Raw genomic sequence first — 16,289 nt, forward strand, 5'->3', positions numbered from 1 at the left:
CTTGGACAGCGGCCAGGGTGACCGGTTCCGGCGCGATCACGGTCGGTGTTCGCTGCGGTTAAGCTGGCGCGCTCACCTCGGTGTGTGGCCGCCTCGACGCGGCAAACCGTGCACGTCGTCGATGTCGCGCCCCGAGAAGCGGATATGGCACAGCATGGCGATCAGCGATCCCTGGCCATGCGGGCGCAAAACCGCGCATGCACACCGGCAACGCAACTGCGCCCTAGATCCCGCGCGCCAGGCGAAAGCCGATCCGTGCGCTGGTGCTGTCCGAATCCTGCGACTGCCGCCAGGCCGCACGCGTCTGCTGCGGCGAGTTGGCCCAGCTGCCGCCGCGGATCATGCGCTGCCGGCACCCTGGGTTGTACCAGGCTGCACCGTCGGCCGGCGCGCGGCGGTAGCTGGCATGCCAGCAGTCGGCCACCCACTCGCTCAGGTTACCGCCCATGTCGTGCAGGCCCCAGGCGTTGGCGCGGAAACTGCCGACCGGCGCCGGTCCCCAGAAGCCGTCGCCGTAGCCGACAAAGCCGTTGTTCCAGTGCCGGCCGCTGCGCGAGACATCGTTGCCGCCGGTGAAGTTGCCCGCATCCAGCGGCGGCGAGCCGGCATTGCCCCAGGGATAGCGCCCGGTGCTGCCGGCGCGCACCGCGTATTCGAATTCGGCCTCGCTGGGCACGTGGTAGTGGCGGCCGGTCTGTTCCGACAGCCAGCTCGCATAGGCTTCGGCGTCGCGGATGCTGACGTGCATCACCGGGCTGTTGGGGGCGGCCTGCGCGCCGTTGTAGTCGGACTGCCAATCCACCCCGCTGCGGCGGATGAAGTTGCCGCTGCGCTCGTCGTACACCACCGAATGCCCGCGCCGGGTGGCGCGCGGGCGGGCGCCGGTCGCCTCGACGAACTGGCGGAACTCGGCGACCGTCACCTCGGTGATCGACAACGCAAAGCCACGCGCGAAACGCACGTAGTGCGAGGGCCGCTCGTTGTCGGAGGCGCCGGGCTCGGCATCGCCTGCGCCCATCTGGAACGCGCCATGCGGCACCACGATCATCTGCGGACCGCGCCCGCCGAGCTTGAGTCCATCGGTGAACACCTGCCCGGGGCGGAAGCTGCCGTAATGGGTGGCCAGTTCCAGCCGCCGCCGCAGATCGCCGGCCACCGCATCGCCCGGATCGGCGATGCGCAGTACCTCGGCCAGTGTTTCGCCGGCCGCCTTGAGGCCGCGCGGCGAGGTCAGATCGTGCAGGCCGGCGTCGTGCAAGGCGGCAATCTGCGCACGCCGCATGCGCTCGATCCGCGCACGCGCGTCGGCGATGGTGGGCGCGCGCTCACGTACCTGGCCTGCCATCTGCAACCAGTAGCGTGCGCCGATGAAATCGCTCGCTTCCGCAGCCTGTTCGGCGCGTGCCAGCAGGCCGCTTTCCACCGCAGCCAGGCCCTGACGCGTGCGCGGGTTGTCCGGATCCAGCTGCGCCGCATCGCGGAAGTTGACCAGCGCCCCGTTGCCATCCTCGCCCAGACGACCGCCGCGCAGATCCTCCTCGCCGGCGCGGTTGAAACTCAGCGCCCGCTGCGCGGTTTCCACCGCGCGTTGCAGCGCGCGCACCTTCGGATCCTGCGGGGCGAGCGCCAGCGCCACGATGGCCAGCTCACGCGCCTGTTCCAGCGCACTGTCCTGGCGGTCGGTCTGCTCGATCAGCGCCTGGCCACGCTCGATCAAGCGGCGTCGCGCCTGTTCCAGCCCGCGCCGACTGGCTGCGTCCTTGCCGTCGGCGCGTTGCTGGATGGCCAGGTACAGCGGAATCGCATCCTCGCCATCGCGAAACAGCCGATCCTCCTGCAAGGCCTGGTCGGCGCGCTTGCGCGCCTGCGCCAGCGTCTGATCGCCCAGGTCCACCGGCGGTGGCTGCCATTGCGCCACGGTCTCGGCGGATTCCTCGCCACCGATGGATACATTCGGCTTGCTAGGAACCGCGGCGGCAGCTTGCGGCGCCGCGGCAGGCGCCGGCGTCGGTGTCCGCGAACAGGCGCACACGCTTAGCGCGACCAATGCCCACGCTGCGATCCGGTTACCGCACTCACCCACCACCTGCTCCTTCCAGTGCTCTGCCGCACGACAGGCGATCGCGACGTTAGGCTATTCTGCGCGTTCTGCGCAAACCCTTGCTGTCGACGGAAATCACGTGCCCCATTGGATCACCCACCCCTCCGAGCTGACCGAACGCCTGCAGGCATCGCGTCCGTCCCGCATTGGCCTGGATACCGAATTCATCCGCGAACGCACCTACTGGCCGCAACTGGCGCTGGTGCAGATGGCCATCGGCGAGGAGATCCTGTTGATCGACCCGCTGATCCCGGGCATGAACGAGGCGCTCAAGGCATGGTTGACTGCCACCGACATCGTCAAGGTGATGCATAGCGCCAGCGAGGATCTGGTCACCTTCAAATGCGCGTGCGGGGTGTTGCCGCGGCCGTTGTTCGATACCCAGATCGCCGCCGCGCTGGCGGGTGTGGGTGGCGGCATGGGCTATCAGAAGCTGGTGCAGGAAGTGACCGGCACCTTGCTGAGCAAGGGCGAGACGCGCTCGGACTGGATGCGCCGCCCGCTGTCGCCGGCGCAGCTGGAATACGCCGCCGACGATGTGCGCTACCTGTTCGCCATCCACGACGAACTCACCCGTCGCCTGACCGAGCAGGATCGCCTGGGCTGGCTGGCCGAAGATGCCGAGCGCCTGCTCGCCACGGTGGAACACGACGATGGCGAGCGCTGGCCGCATGTGAGCCTGCGTACCGCGCAGTTCCTGGAACCGGCGGCGCAGCGCCGCCTGTTGCGCCTGCTGCGCTGGCGCGACCTGCAGGCGCGCCAGAGCGATCGCCCGCGCAGCTGGATCCTGGACAACGAACTGGCCAGCCAGCTGGCGCGGTTTCCGCCGGCCGACCTGGACGCCCTGCTGCGCCAGTTCGACAAGTTCCCCAAGGCGCCGCGCAAGCTTGCCGCTGCGGTGTGGGAAGCGCTCAACACGCCGCTGCCCGACGAAGAGCACGCACCGCTGGCGCAGGCCGCCACCGACGGCAACAAGGCCGTGCTCAAGCGCCTGCAGGATGCGGTGGCCCAGCGCAGCCGCGAGCTGGGGTTGCCCGACGGCATCCTGGCCTCGCGCCGGCACCTGGAAACCCTGATCGAGCAACGCAGCTGGCCCGCACCGCTGGGGCAATGGCGCCGCGACGCCCTGGAAGCGCAGCTGACGCCGTTGCTGGAAGACGCTGCAGCACCGTGACCTGACGCAGTGGTCCTGCGACCACGCATCCACGCAGTCCTGGCGACGCGGGAAAAGCGCGAACGACCGGTCACCGGCGCCTCGCCACGACCACGGCGTGAACCAAACAGTCGGGCAGCAGCCTCGCCCATCGCCGCAGCTGCCTTCGCACGTTGCGCGGTCGGAGCTGGCGCAGTCCCTCGGGACCTGCCTGGCCATCCTGCCGTCGGCATCTGGACGACACTGCGTGCGATGTGTCATCCCGCCTGGCCTGCTGCTGTATCGTTATGGCCGGGGTCGCCGCCTGCGCACGCAGGCTCGGCCTTTCAGGACACTGCCAACGCGCGACCGGAGCCGTGCAAGGCGCCGGTCACGGCATGTGCAGGCATACGCACATGCAACGGCCGCCCCCGGGCCCCATGCCATAATGACGTGCGCCCATCGGGCAACGTCTCCACCCCTTATTCCGAGGCCATACCTCTGTGAGCAATACCACTTCCAAACTGGATTCCATCGCACAAGCCAAAGCCAAGCTGCTGGACGAACTGCAGAAGCTGGAAGAACAGGAAAAGACCGAGCGCGCCAGCGAGGCGTCTTCCGCGCATGCCACCATCGTCTCGCTGCTCGAGCAGTTTGCCGGCCACTTCAACACCAAGCAGCGCAACGATATTGCCGCTTACCTGGGCACCACCACTGCCCGCAAGGAAGTGGTCAAGAGCGGCCGCAGCGAAGTCAAGCCCAAGTACGAACTTCCGCACACCGGCGAGACCTGGTCCGGCCGCGGCCGCACGCCCAAGGCCTTCGCCGCCTGGGAAGGCTCGGTGTCGTACAAGGAATGGAAGGCCAAGAACCCGGACCTCAAGTTCCCGCTGATCCGCGAGTGATTGCCGCAGGATCGCGCTCCCGGGCAGCGATCCTGTCTGCCGGCCTGCTTGGCGAATCGCGCGACATGTGGTTAGAATCAAGGCACGTGGGGCGGTAGCTCAGCTGGGAGAGCGTCGCGTTCGCATCGCGAAGGTCGAGGGTTCGATCCCCTTCCGCTCCACCACTGCTTCAATCGTAGAGCCTCGGAGACAGCCCAGTTTCCGGGGCTTTTTCGTGTCGGGCTTTCGCATCGTCGGCGCCTCGGCCCAGAGCGGTGCCTGTGCCAGTGACGGCCATGTCGCCGGGATCACATCGCGCGCGCTAACGTCCGTCCGACCATCACGCGGACACATGCCATGAGCAACAAGCAGAGCCAGCCCGACCAGGCCGCCGACGAACAGCACGGTGTGTCCGAGAGCCAGCAGGATCGCAAACAGGACGAGGCCGCCAAGCAGCGCCCTGGGCAGAAGGACACGCAGATCCACGACGAACAGACCCGCCGCCCCAAGGGCAATGCCGGCCAGGGCGAATGACCTGACAGGCAGGACGGTGTCGCAACGCATCCGCGCAGCGCCGCGGTCGCTGACCTGCCCGGCCCGATGTGGCAAGATCGGCGGCAGACTTGGTCCACCCCGCTGGACGAGGTCTGCGCCAACCAACGCGTGCGATGGGCTGCGATGCAGCATCGGCATGTGCACATCCATCGCCTGACGGCGCCTTGTTCCGGTGGTCCTCGCATGCAGATTCCCGACGCGTCCGCGTTGCACCTCGTCCACGCGACGCTGCTGCCGGGCGATGCCGCCGTCGCCGCACAGATGCCGGCCAACGAGGACGAGCGGCTGGCTGCATTGCAGGACTACCAGCTGCTGGACACCGCGCCCGAGCCGGTCTACGACGCCTTCACCTCGATCGCCGCAGCGGCCTGCCGTACGCCGATGGCGCTGATTTCGCTGATCGACACCCAGCGCCAGTGGTTCAAGGCGAAGCTGGGCATGGTGCCGAGCGAAACCCCGCGCGAGCTGTCGTTCTGTGCGCACGCGATCCTCGAACCGGATCAGGTGATGGAAGTGGGCGATACCCAATTGGACGCGCGCTTCGTGGGGAATGCGCTGGTCACCGGCGAGCCGCAGATCCGCTTCTACGCCGGCGCCCCGCTGCTGACCCCCGACGGGATCGCGCTGGGCACGCTGTGCGTGCTGGACCGTACCCCCCGACGCCTGTCGGTCGCCGAGCGTGACGCACTGCAGGCACTGGCCAGGCAGGTCGTCAACACCATCGAGTTGCAGCGTGCGGCCAGGCTGGTCGAGCTGGACGCATTGCGCGATGACCTCACCGGCGTGTGGAATCGCGCCGGCCTGGAGCAGGCACTGCAGACGCTGGCACAGGGATCGGAGACGGCCGCGTCGCCATCGCTTGCGCTGGCGCTGATCGACCTGGACGGCTTCAAGCGGCTGAAGCTGCAGGCTGGAACGGCAGCAGCGGACGCCACGTTGGTCCAGGCTGCCAGGATGATCGAAGCGCAGCTGCCGGTGACCGCCACGGTGGCGCGGTTGAGCCGCGACCAGTTCTGTGTCGCAGTGCCGGAGACAGCGGCGACCGAGGCCATGGAGATGATCGAGGACGTGCGCAGGGCGATCGAAGCGGCGCGCTGGCCAGCCGGCACACTGACGATCAGCGCCGGCCTGGTCGAGGTGGCGGCCGGTGCGTCGCTCGACAGCAACGCCTTGCTGGCGCGTGCACGGCACGCCCTGCAGGGCGCGATCGGCAAGGGACGCAACTGCGTGCATCGTTTCGATGGCTGGCATCGGCAGGACTGAGTGGCAGGCCAGGCGCAGGTCCGGCGAGGTCGATCACCGCGTCGTCCATCGGTAAGGCCCCCAGCCCCGGGCAGCGCGGCGTCATCCGCCCACGGCTGCCCGTTTCCCGCTGCAGCCGTGCCGGTTGCGGATGTCTCGCGCGTGCACGTGACCACCTGGTTGGCAGCTGGTCCCGTGTAGCGGCCAGCCACCAGGCCGGTGCGCAGGGGGGTGCCAGCTGCGCCCGATTAGGTCAGGCTGCCAGGGAATCGGGGCTGCCGGCAATTTCGTCCACCTGCAGCACCTGGTCCATCTCCAGCAGCACCACGAAACGCTCGCCGACCTTGCCCATGCCGCGCAGCAGGTCGCGACGGATATGCGTCCCGAACGCGGGCGCCGCCTCGATGTCCTGGTCGGCCAGTTCGATCACCGCGTTGACCGCATCGACCAGCACCCCGATCACCTGCGGCCCCTGCGCCTGTTCGGTCGCCAGGATCACGATGCAGCTGCGCTTGCCGATCGTACTGTCGGCGCGCCCCAGCCGCGCCTGCAGGTCCACCACCGGCACCACCGCACCGCGCAGGTTGATCACCCCGCGCACGCAGGCCGGCATCGACGGCACCGGCGTGGGCGCGCGGTACTGGATGATTTCGCGAATGCCGACAATGCTGATGGCGAAGGTGTCGCGATCCAGCTGGAAGGTCAGGTACTGGGCGGCCGCATCGGCGTCGCCGGGCATCGCGTCGGAAGTCTGTGCAGTCATCGATCGGTCTCTCAGAAGCGGGCGAACTGGCCTTCGTCCGGGCCCTCGGACATCGCATAGGCCGGCGCCGCGGTGCTGCGCCATCCACGCGTACCGGGCGTCCGTGCCGGCGCTGCGACAGCCAGCTTGCCGCGCTTGGGCGGCGTGCTCGCCGGCCCCTGCCCGCCCAGGCGGAAGAACGCCATGCTCTGCTGCAGCTGCTCGGCCTGCGCGCTCATTTCCTCGGCAGTGGCGGCCAGTTCTTCGGAGGCGCTGGCGTTCTGCTGGGTGGTCTGGCTCAGCTGCACCACTGCCGAATTGATCTGGCTGACGCCGGAGGATTGTTCCTCGGACGCGGCAGAAATTTCCTGCACCAGGTCCGAGGTGCGCTTGATGCTGGGCACGATGGTGTCCAGCAGACGGCCGGCACGGTCGGCCAGTTCGACGCTGGAACTGGCCACCTCGCCGATCTCCTGCGCGGCCACCTGGCTGCGTTCGGCCAGCTTGCGTACCTCGGCGGCCACCACGGCAAAGCCCTTGCCGTGTTCGCCGGCGCGCGCCGCCTCGATCGCCGCGTTGAGCGCGAGCAGATTGGTCTGGTACGCGATGTCGTCGATGATGCCGATCTTCTGCGCGATCTGCTTCATCGCCTGGGTGGTGGCGACCACCGCTTCGCCGCCTTCGATGGTTTCTTTAGCGGCCTGCGTGGCCATGCCGTCGGTAATGCGGGCGTTTTCGGTGTTCTGGCTGATCGATGCGGTCATCTGCTCCAGCGAGGCGCTGGTCTCTTCCACACCGGCGGCCTGTTCGCTGGCGGCCTGCGACAACGACTGCGCGGTGGCGCTGACTTCCTCCGACGCGCTGGCCAGGGTTTCGGCACTGGTGTTGACCTCGCCGACCACCTGCGACAGCTTCTGCACCATGGTGCGCATGGCTTCGAGCAATTGCGCGGTCTCGTCGCGGCCGTGCACGTCGATGCGCATGGTCAGGTCGCCTTCGGACAGGCCGTTGGCCACCGCCACCGCGCGGCGGATCGGGCCGGTGACGCTGCGGCTGATCACCACGCCAAGAATCGCGCCGAGCAGCACGCCGCCAAAGATGATGGCGATCAGCAACCTGGAGCTGCGTGCGTGGATGCTGCCGGCTTCGGTATTGGCCGAGGCGGCGCTGCGTTCGCGCAGGCCGCTCAGGTCGGTCATCAGCGCATCGACCTCATCCGAGCTGGCACGCACCGCACGCGACAGCGCGGCCAGTTCCGGATTCGCCTCGCGCAAGGCTTCGCGGTTGGCGGCATCGATGAAGCGGCCGCGCTCCTCCAGATAGGTCTGCCAGGCGCGGTCGAATTGCGCCAGCTTGTTCCTGCCTTCCTCGGTCTGGAAGCTGGGACGCGCGCGCGCCATGTAATCGACCACCTTGGCGGTGTACTTGTCGATGTTCTGCACGTGCGACTGACGCTCTTCGGCGCTGCTGGCCAGCAACAGATTGGCGCGCGCACGACCGGCGTAGATCAGGTTGATGTTGGCCTCCTTCACGTTCGACAGGCCGAGCAGCTCGCGCTCGTAGAGCGAGGTCGACAGGTCGCTGATCCGACCGGAGTTGGAATAGCCCAACCATCCGATACACGCGCCGATCGCCGAGACGATCAGGAACGCCACGATCAGCCTGGTTCCGATTCTGAAGTTGCCTAACATTGGGGAGTTCTCTTGAAGATGGTGCGTGCGCGACCTGCGTTGCAGATCGCCCGATGGCGTGGTGCGGGTGCCGCTCACTGCGATGTGGCTTGTCTAACCAACCGCTAATGGCTATCGGCGACAGCAAAACGCGCTTGAGACGTAAACGGCGTTTAACCGTGTATTCACAGCCCCGGATATGCGCTTTTGTGACCGGTCACGCGCTAGCACAGCCACGTATTCGGAAAACCCCTACCCCTGACCCCTGCCCGTGTCCGTGGACAGTCCGCAGGGACATCACGACTGCGCGGTTAGGCTTGGCGCATGTCGCCACAGCCACTGCCACGCAGCTTCTATGCGCACGATGCCCGCCTGGTGGCGCCGCGCTTGCTCAACAAGGTGCTGGTCAGCGCGGACGGACGCCGCGGCCGCATCACCGAGGTCGAGGCGTATTGCGGCAGCGAGGATCCGGCCGCGCATTCGTTTCGCGGCATGACCCCACGCACGCAGGTGATGTTCGGCGCGCCGGGACATCTGTATGTGTATTTCATCTACGGCATGCACTGGGCGATCAACGCGGTGTGCGGTGGTGCGCCCGGGCATGCGGTGCTGATCCGCGCACTGGAGCCGCTGGCGGCAATCGCGGCCATGCAGGCCGCGCGCGGCGCGGCCCCGCTCAAGACCGTGACCACCGGCCCCGGCCGCCTGGCCCAGGCATTCGGCGTGACCGCAGCGGACAACGGGGTGGACCTGACCGATGCCGGCGCACGCCTGTGGATCGAGGACGACGGCCTGCCGCCGCCATCGTCCCCGCTGGCGACGCCGCGCATCGGCATCCGCAAGGCGATGGATGCGCCGTGGCGCTGGGTGGTCCCGGACACCCCCTATCTGTCGCGTCCGCTGCCGCGCGCGACCGGCGCACGCGCGGTGCTGCCAGGTAACTGAGCCAGCCACTGCTCCATCGGCGTCTGCCCGGCGGCGCCCGGTCCACGCTGCAGCAGGCGCAGGGCCTGCTCGGCCTGCTCGTTGCTCAGCTCCTGCAGCGGCTGGAAGCGATCTGCCGCCCACACCGCCATCGGCAGGCCATCGAGATACGCCACACGGTTGCCCGGCACGCGCGCCACGCGCTCGCCGGGCAGCAGGCTACCCAGCAGATTGGCCGGGTCGCCGGCACTCACGCACACCCACTGCTGCGGCAAGGCCTGCGCACGTACGCGGCGCAGGGCCGCGATCGCATCCGGCAACGCGAACTGCTCGCCGGACAGGCCGGCGATGAAACGCCCGCCACGGATTTCGCCACGCGCTTCCAGGCGTTGGTACATGCGCAGCAATTCGCGCCACGGCGGCAACCATGCCGCCTCGCGCTCCAGCAGCCGCCAGCAGACCACGCCGTAGCGCCGCAACAAGGCGTGCGCCACGTGCTCGAGCATGTCCTGGTGACGCTCGCTGGCTTCGGCCAGCGGCAACTCCGGCAGCGCGCGCACCGGCGCCCAGCGTCCGGCATCGCGAATGCCCAGGGCGCTGGCGCGGCGCCGGTGGCGCGACAGCGCCGAGGGCCGTTTAGAGGCCGGCACCAGCAGCGCGCGCAGCCCGGCATAGCTGTCGCAATGCGCACGCCCGCGCATCACCAGTTCGCTCAGCGCATCTTCCAGCTCGGTGCTCATCAGCCGGGCCGCATCGGCAATCTCGTCGAAGAACAAGGCGCCCTGCTGCTGCAGGACCTCCACCACCCGTTGCGCGCGCGAGCCCAGTGGTGCGTCGTCGCCATCGCGTGCCAGGCCGCTCCAGCGTTGCGCCTCACGACGCGGCAGCAACACGATCGGCGTGCTGCGCAGCGCGGCGCCGCCACGGCCGGCGCCGGGCCGCAGCCGCGCCCACACGGTGCGCCCGGCGGTGCACAGCTCGTCCAGCCAGGCCGGTTGGTAGTCGCGCACGCGTGCCGGCAACAGCTCGCTTTCCCACAGCACTGCGGGGGCCTCGAAGCCTTCCAGCTGCCCGACCACGCCGGCCAATGCGTCCGGCCCGGCCACCCGGCTGGCGCCGTCGACATGCTGCCACTCGAACAGGAAGCGCGCGTAATCGCGTTGCGCCACCGGCTCGATCTCGCGGCGCAGCCGTCCCAAGGTGTAGCGATGGATGCGCGCCAGCAGATGACGTTCGCACCATTCCTCCGACGGCGCCTGTGCGCTGAAGTGGCCTGCCATGACATAGCCTTCGCGCTGCAGCGCGGCCAGGGCGAGCACGATCTCGGACTCGGGCAGGCACAAGGCGCCCGCCAGGGCCGGCACCTGCGCCGGGCCGACCGCAGATAGCCGCCCGCGCAGCAGCTCGCGCACGGCCCAGTCGCGCTGCCAGTCGGCAACGCGGCAATCTGCCGGCGCCTGTAGCGGCGGTTGGGCAACCGCGTGCGGATACAGCGGCACGAACCAGTCGATGCGCTCGGCACTGATCCACAGCGCGGGCACCCCGTCGAAGGCAAGACAACTGGCGCGCCCATCGCCTGCGAGTGCAGCCAGCCATGCCTGCCATTGCGCATCGCCCGCTTCATCGACCGGAAGCACACCGAGCCCGACCAGTGCCTCGTGCATTTCTTCGGCATCGCGCGGCTGCGGCCAGGCCTGTTCACGCACCGAGGCGATGGCCTCGGGATCGAGCTGCCCCAGGTCGTCGCTGTTCTGCGGTGTGTAGCGCCGGCTCTGCACGGCCTGGGTGCGGCGCTCCTCCAGCGGGGCGTCGTCCAGGAACGCGTACGGCCGCGCGTTCAAGGCTTCGGCCGCCAGCGGCGACGGTGCCGCCAGATCGCGCGCCAGCAGCGTGATCGCGCCCGACTCCAGCCCGCGCAGCACCTGCAACCAGCCCTGGCTGTCCATGGACTGATGCAGGCAGTCGTCCAGCGTCTGCGCCACCAATGGATGGTCCGGCACCTCGCGCTCGCCGACCAGGTTCTCGGCGCAGGCGACCTGGTCGGGGAACACGGTCGCCAGCAGATCCTCCGACTTCATCCGTTGCAGCTGCGGCGCGACCTTGTTGCCGCCGGCAAAGCGCGGCAGCGCCATCGCATTGGTCGCATTCCAGCGCCAGCGCACGCCGAACAGCGGCGCATCCAGCACCGCCTGGATCAACACATGCTCGGCCGACGACGAATGCAGGTAGCGCGCCACCTCCTCCAGGGCAAAACCATGGCTGGTGGACAGCGACAACACGATCGCATCCTCGGTCGCGGCGGCCTGCAGTTCGAAGTTGAAGCTGCGGCAGAAGCGCTTGCGCAACGCCAGCCCCCAGGCACGGTTGATGCGGCTGCCGTACGGCGAGTGGATCACCAGCTGGGTGCCGCCGGTGGCATCGAAGAAACGCTCCATCACCAGGCACTGCTGGGTCGGCATCGCGCCCAGCGCGGTGCAGGCATGGGCGAGATAGTCGACCAGCTGGCGTGCCGCTTCCACCGACAGACCCAAGGCGTCGTGCAGCCAGTCGCAGGCGGCCTGATGTGGCGGGCTCTCCAGCCGCACCGCAATCTCGCCGCGCAGGCGCGACACCGCCGCCGACAGTTCATCGCTGCGGCCGGGCGCCTCGCCCAGCCAGAACGGGATATTCGGTGGCGCGCCCCTGGCGTCTTCCACGCGCACGCGCCCGGCATCCACGCGCAGGATGCGGTAGCTGGCATTGCCAAGCTGGAACACGTCGCCGGTAAGACTTTCGACCGCAAAATCCTCGTTCACCGTGCCGATCTTTTCGGCCTGCGGCTCCAGCACCACGCTGTAGTCGCCGGTTTCGGGAATGGTGCCGCCGGAGGTCAGCGCGGTCATGCGTGCGCCGCGGCGCGCATGCAGGCGCCGATGCACCGCGTCGCGATGCAGGTAGCCTGCACGCGGCCCGAGCCGTGTGCTGAAGCCGTCGCACAGCATGCGCAGCACGTCATCGAAGCTCGCACGACTCAGCTGCGCGAACGGCCAGGCACGGCGCACCAAGGCGAACAGCGCGTCTTCGTCCCAGTCCTCGCACGCGGCCTCGGCCACGACCTGCTGTGCAAGCACATCGATCGGCGCCAGCGGAATGCGCAAGGCGTCCAGCTCACCGCGGCGCACGCTGTCCAGCAGCGCGGCGCATTCGACCAGCTCGTCGCGGCTCTGCGGAAACAGCCGCGCCTTCGGCGTGCCGCCGACCTTGTGCCCGGAACGGCCGGCGCGCTGCAGGAAGGTGGCGATCGAGCGCGGCGACCCGAGCTGGCAGACCAGATCCACATCGCCGATATCCAGGCCCAGTTCCAGCGATGCGGTGGCCACCAGCACGGTGAGGTCGCCGGCCTTGAGTCGCTGCTCGGCCAGCAGACGCGTCTCGCGCGACAGGCTGCCATGGTGCGCGGCAACGCGCTGCTTGCCGAGCAGATCGCCAAGATGGCGCGCGGCCCGCTCGGCCATGCGCCGGGTGTTGACGAATACCAGTGTGGTGCGATGCTGCTGCGCCAGCGTGGCGACCTCGGCATACACCTGCAGCCATTGGTCGTTGGACATCACCACGCTCAGTGGCGTCGGCGGCAGGGCCAGCGCCAGATCGCGCCTGCGGGTGTAGCCGATGTCCACGATCTCGCAGGGCGGCGGCACGCCGTCCTCGTCAACGCCGACCAGAAATTGTGCGACGGTTTCGATGGGTTTCTGGGTTGCCGACAAACCGACCCGCGTGATCGGCTGATCGGCAAGTCGCTGCAGCCGCTCCAGCGTCAGGCTCAGATGGCTGCCACGCTTGTCCGCCGCCACCGCATGGATTTCATCGACGATGACCGTACGTACATGCCGCAATGCACCGCGCCCGGAGGCCGAGCCCAGCAGCACGTACAACGATTCCGGCGTGGTCACCAGGATGTGCGGCGGCACCCGCCGCGCCTGAGCCCGCTCGCGTTGCGGCGTATCGCCGGTGCGGACCGCCGTGCGCACTGCCACATCCGGCAGGCCGTCGGCAGCCAGGGCCGCGCGGATGCCCTGCAGCGGCGCTTCCAGATTGAGATGGATGTCGTTGGACAGCGCCTTCAACGGCGACACGTACACCACCCGCGTCTGGTCGGGCAGCGCACCGCCGTTGTCCAGTCCGTCGCGGATCAGCGCATCGATCGCCGCAAGGAACGCGGTGAGCGTCTTGCCCGAACCGGTGGGTGCCGCCACCAACGTATGCCGGCCGGCCTGGATCGCCGGCCACGCGGCAACCTGCGCCGGCGTGGGCGCAGCGAAGGTCTGCGCGAACCACGCAGCGACCACGGGATGGAAATGCTGCAGAACAGGATGCATGGGCGATGTCAGTAACGGATGGCCGACCAAATGCGTTCAACCCGTAGATGTAGTTGCCAGATGGCGCCTCTGTGGCGCGGATGCAAGCCGGCATCGGCAAGGGTGGTGAACCCATTCACGCGCAATCGCGGAAACATGCGGTGACCTCCTCCGCGCGCTGATTGAGAACAGAGGCCGTCATGCGATTGTCCGGCAGGCGACGCCATGGCACATTGGCGACATGCCCAGCCTCATCCTCTTCATGATTGCCGGCGCCGCGCTGTTCGCGTTCTGGAACTCGTCGCGTGCCGCAGCCGAACGTGCCGACATCCTCGGCCGCAATGCCTGCCGTGCGGCCGATGTGCAGTGGCTGGACCAGAGCGTGCATTCCACCAATCTGCGCGTCTGCAGGCTGCCCAATGGATGGCTGGGCTTCGAGCGCACGTTCCGCTTCGAGTATTCCTACGATGGCGCCGATCGCCACAGCGGCAAACTGGTGCTGCGCGGCGATCAGTTGATTGCGTTCACCGGGCCGCAGGTCGCGACGGTGCGGGCGCTGCATCCGGAGCATGAGCGGCTGGAATGAGCAGGCTGCGCTGGCACCTGCATCTGGCAGTTGCCAATGTCTGTGGCTGATGCCGGCCTGGAGCGGATGGCAGACGCAGTGAGCAGTCGCCAGCCCGGTGTGGACGGCGCGCCAGGAACCGCAGGGTCTGCGTGGCGCTGCCAAACAGGATTCCGGCCGCCGCCCACCTGGCAACCAGCGCAATCCGCTGTCAGCCGTTCTTGGGCGCGCTGTCATCGTCCGTTGCCCTTGGCTCACTCCATCAGCCGACGAAGTGCATCCATCCACCCGGATCCGGCCGCTGCCGGGCCGTCCGGCACCGGCTCGTATCCGTTGCCCCGGCCGCTCAACCAGCGCAGCTGCTGCTTACCCTCGCGACGCAGCTGCGCCTGTGCGAACAGGCAAAGCGGGTGCAGCATGTCGGCCTTCTTCAACAGATGCGACTTGCCGTCCATCTCGATGCTGAGAAAGTGCGCCTCATCGGGCGTATCGATATAGCTGCGCGCGACAAGACAGCGCCTGCCTTGCACGAAACGATAAATGTCGTACTCGTAGTGGTAATCGACTGCGCCGGACGCATCCGGCTCACTGCAATCGATATGGCGGGCGCGTTCCACCAGCATGGGAACGCGGCTGTCAGCCACCGTGCGCGCTTACTTGACCACGCGCAGGTGCGGGCGCTTGCCACCGCCGGGCGGCTCGTCGGGCGTCGGCGCGCTAGGCGGCGATGCACCGGGATCCGGCGGCTCGCTGCTGGTGCCGGGGATATCGTCCGGCAAGGCCATGCCCTGCCCGGTTTCGCGTGCATACACCGCCAGGACGGCGGCCATCGGCACCATCACCGGATAACTGACGCCACCAAAGCGCGCGGTGAACTGCACGCTTTCATTGTCGACCTGCAGGCCGACCACGGCGCGCTCGGCAATGTTCAGCACCACACGGCCGTCCTTGACCGCACTGGCAGGCACCTGCACGCCGGGCAGTCCTGCATCCACCAGGACGTGCGGGGTCATGCCGTTGTCGTTGATCCATTCGACCAAGGCCCGCAACAGGTACGGGCGATGGCTGGTCATGCGGGGGAAATCTTCGCTCATGGCGTCATTTTACCCGCACACGGCCCGCAGCGGCGGCTGCGCGATGCGGCGTCGGTCTGTTGGCATACAGCCGTCGCATCAGCCCGGCAGGTCGCGCAGTTTCTTTTCCTGATCGGTCAGGCTGCGGATGAAGCCGGGATTGCGGAAGATCCGGTTGCCGTAGTCTTCGATCGCCTTGCCATCCTTGGGCAGACCGATCTCCAGTGCGTCCAGTCGCCAGATGATCGGCGCCATCGCGCAATCGGCCAGACTCATCTCCGGATTGAGGAAGAACTTGCTGGCCTTGAACAGCGGCACCGATGCGGTGAGCAATTCCTTCAGGCGCTTGCGGCCGGCCTCGGCCTGGGTCTTGTTGCCGAGCTGGATGGCCTGTACCTGCGGCACCCAGTCGTGCTCGATCCGCAACATCGCCAGACGCAGGCGCGCGCGCGAGAGCGGATCGACCGGCATCAACGGCGGATGCGGGTAGCGCTCGTCCAGGTACTCGCTGACCACCGAGGCGGCGTACAGCACCAGGTCGCGTTCGACCAGGGTCGGGACCGAATGATAGGGATTGAGATCGATCAGATCTTCCGGGGGATTTTGCGGGTCGACCGGCACCAGGTCGTAGGTCACCCCTTTCGCCGCCAGGACCAGACGGACCCGGTGGCACAACACGTCGTCGTTGGACGAAAACAAAGTCAAGGTATTCCGCATACGCACACTCGTCGCCATTCAAGGCTCTCCGACGACCGGAATCCGCCGGCCGCATCGGCGCGGCCGGCCCAACGCCGACCGTCACCACGGTCCTTCGAGTGTGCAATCACGTCACGCAAAAGCCAAGGGTGATAGGGCCTCAAAAACACCAACAAGCCATATTGTCGCCTCCCATGTCGGGCGCGGCCGGCGCTGACGCGTCATCGGCAGGTAGAACCGCGGCTTATCTGCGGATTCTGTGCAGGGCCCTTGCCCGCCCACCATCGCGGGACACGCCGCAAGTACGTCCTTGACGCTGCGAGTTGGCTGCCGGGCCCTTGCCCGCCCACCATCGCAGGACACGCCGCAAG

Annotated in this window: 13 protein-coding genes and 1 tRNA gene; 7 read left to right on the forward strand and 7 right to left on the reverse strand. The window is 68.1% G+C overall.

The genetic code is table 11. The annotated features are described in order from the left end of the window. Window positions 1-223 precede the first annotated feature (223 nt). A complete protein-coding gene (locus C0541_RS06235) occupies window positions 224-2,083 on the reverse strand; it encodes a formylglycine-generating enzyme family protein (protein WP_193725873.1) in 1,860 nt (619 codons plus the stop codon). Between the two features lie 97 nt (window positions 2,084-2,180). Here C0541_RS06235 and rnd point away from each other — a divergent pair, with 97 nt between their 5' ends. From rnd to C0541_RS06260, 5 genes are all read left to right on the forward strand, one after another. After that, window positions 2,181-3,275, forward strand: coding sequence for a ribonuclease D (gene rnd, locus C0541_RS06245; protein WP_115046742.1), 1,095 nt, complete (start codon window positions 2,181-2,183; stop codon window positions 3,273-3,275). Window positions 3,276-3,736: 461 nt separating this feature from the next. Beyond that, window positions 3,737-4,138, forward strand: coding sequence for an H-NS family nucleoid-associated regulatory protein (locus C0541_RS06250; protein ID WP_104596264.1), 402 nt, complete (start codon window positions 3,737-3,739; stop codon window positions 4,136-4,138). 88 nt (window positions 4,139-4,226) lie between these two features. Continuing rightward, a tRNA-Ala gene (locus C0541_RS06255) sits at window positions 4,227-4,302 on the forward strand. A gap of 172 nt (window positions 4,303-4,474) precedes the next feature. After that, the gene (locus C0541_RS21010) at window positions 4,475-4,651 is read left to right on the forward strand and encodes a hypothetical protein (RefSeq protein ID WP_193725874.1); all 177 of its coding nucleotides are present in this window, start codon (window positions 4,475-4,477) and stop codon (window positions 4,649-4,651) included. Window positions 4,652-4,855: 204 nt separating this feature from the next. Then, window positions 4,856-5,935, forward strand: a complete 1,080-nt coding sequence (locus C0541_RS06260) for a sensor domain-containing diguanylate cyclase (RefSeq protein WP_115046743.1) — start codon at window positions 4,856-4,858, stop codon at window positions 5,933-5,935. Between the two features lie 232 nt (window positions 5,936-6,167). Here the strand turns inward: C0541_RS06260 and C0541_RS06265 are convergent, their stop codons facing one another. Next, window positions 6,168-6,677 carry a chemotaxis protein CheW gene (locus tag C0541_RS06265; RefSeq protein WP_115046744.1) on the reverse strand — a complete coding sequence of 170 codons (510 nt, stop codon included), beginning with the start codon at window positions 6,675-6,677 and terminating at the stop codon, window positions 6,168-6,170. An 11-nt stretch (window positions 6,678-6,688) separates the two neighbouring features. Next, complete coding sequence (locus C0541_RS06270; RefSeq protein WP_115046745.1) at window positions 6,689-8,347, reverse strand: methyl-accepting chemotaxis protein; 1,659 nt, start codon at window positions 8,345-8,347, stop codon at window positions 6,689-6,691. Between the two features lie 303 nt (window positions 8,348-8,650). Here C0541_RS06270 and C0541_RS06275 point away from each other — a divergent pair, with 303 nt between their 5' ends. Continuing rightward, entirely contained in the window at window positions 8,651-9,271 is a 621-nt protein-coding gene (locus C0541_RS06275) for a DNA-3-methyladenine glycosylase (RefSeq protein WP_115046746.1), read from the forward strand. Here C0541_RS06275 and C0541_RS06280 read toward each other — a convergent pair. Continuing rightward, the gene (locus tag C0541_RS06280) at window positions 9,211-13,605 is read right to left on the reverse strand and encodes a DEAD/DEAH box helicase (protein ID WP_115046747.1); all 4,395 of its coding nucleotides are present in this window, start codon (window positions 13,603-13,605) and stop codon (window positions 9,211-9,213) included. The genes C0541_RS06275 and C0541_RS06280 overlap by 61 nt on opposite strands. 220 nt (window positions 13,606-13,825) lie before the next feature. On the opposite strand from C0541_RS06280, the gene C0541_RS06285 reads away from it, so the two are divergent. Continuing rightward, window positions 13,826-14,170: a DUF3301 domain-containing protein gene (locus tag C0541_RS06285; protein WP_115046748.1), complete on the forward strand. Its 345-nt coding sequence runs from the start codon at window positions 13,826-13,828 to the stop codon at window positions 14,168-14,170. Window positions 14,171-14,403: 233 nt separating this feature from the next. On the opposite strand, the gene C0541_RS06290 is transcribed toward C0541_RS06285, so the two are convergent. From C0541_RS06290 to C0541_RS06300, 3 genes are all read right to left on the reverse strand, one after another. Next, the gene (locus tag C0541_RS06290; RefSeq protein ID WP_115046749.1) at window positions 14,404-14,772 is read right to left on the reverse strand and encodes a hypothetical protein; all 369 of its coding nucleotides are present in this window, start codon (window positions 14,770-14,772) and stop codon (window positions 14,404-14,406) included. 30 nt (window positions 14,773-14,802) lie between these two features. After that, a complete protein-coding gene (locus tag C0541_RS06295; RefSeq protein ID WP_115046751.1) occupies window positions 14,803-15,243 on the reverse strand; it encodes a ClpXP protease specificity-enhancing factor in 441 nt (146 codons plus the stop codon). Between the two features lie 78 nt (window positions 15,244-15,321). Continuing rightward, the gene (locus tag C0541_RS06300; protein WP_024939278.1) at window positions 15,322-15,957 is read right to left on the reverse strand and encodes a glutathione S-transferase N-terminal domain-containing protein; all 636 of its coding nucleotides are present in this window, start codon (window positions 15,955-15,957) and stop codon (window positions 15,322-15,324) included. Between the last annotated feature and the right edge of the window lie 332 nt (window positions 15,958-16,289).

Origin of the sequence: Xanthomonas arboricola (assembly GCF_003353015.1) — a bacterium.
In the GTDB taxonomy this organism is placed as follows: Bacteria; Pseudomonadota; Gammaproteobacteria; order Xanthomonadales; family Xanthomonadaceae; genus Xanthomonas; species Xanthomonas arboricola_E.

What these genes read in the sequence shown, in the direction of transcription:
- C0541_RS21010 (WP_193725874.1), top strand. Translation starts at nt 4,475, where the DNA reads ATGAGCAACAAGCAGAGCCAGCCCGACCAGGCCGCCGACGAACAGCAC.
- C0541_RS06260 (WP_115046743.1), top strand. Translation starts at nt 4,856, where the DNA reads ATGCAGATTCCCGACGCGTCCGCGTTGCACCTCGTCCACGCGACGCTG.
- C0541_RS06265 (WP_115046744.1), bottom strand. Translation starts at nt 6,677, where the DNA reads ATGACTGCACAGACTTCCGACGCGATGCCCGGCGACGCCGATGCGGCC.
- C0541_RS06270 (WP_115046745.1), bottom strand. Translation starts at nt 8,347, where the DNA reads ATGTTAGGCAACTTCAGAATCGGAACCAGGCTGATCGTGGCGTTCCTG.
- C0541_RS06275 (WP_115046746.1), top strand. Translation starts at nt 8,651, where the DNA reads ATGTCGCCACAGCCACTGCCACGCAGCTTCTATGCGCACGATGCCCGC.
- C0541_RS06280 (WP_115046747.1), bottom strand. Translation starts at nt 13,605, where the DNA reads ATGCATCCTGTTCTGCAGCATTTCCATCCCGTGGTCGCTGCGTGGTTC.
- C0541_RS06285 (WP_115046748.1), top strand. Translation starts at nt 13,826, where the DNA reads ATGCCCAGCCTCATCCTCTTCATGATTGCCGGCGCCGCGCTGTTCGCG.
- C0541_RS06290 (WP_115046749.1), bottom strand. Translation starts at nt 14,772, where the DNA reads ATGCTGGTGGAACGCGCCCGCCATATCGATTGCAGTGAGCCGGATGCG.
- C0541_RS06295 (WP_115046751.1), bottom strand. Translation starts at nt 15,243, where the DNA reads ATGAGCGAAGATTTCCCCCGCATGACCAGCCATCGCCCGTACCTGTTG.
- C0541_RS06300 (WP_024939278.1), bottom strand. Translation starts at nt 15,957, where the DNA reads ATGGCGACGAGTGTGCGTATGCGGAATACCTTGACTTTGTTTTCGTCC.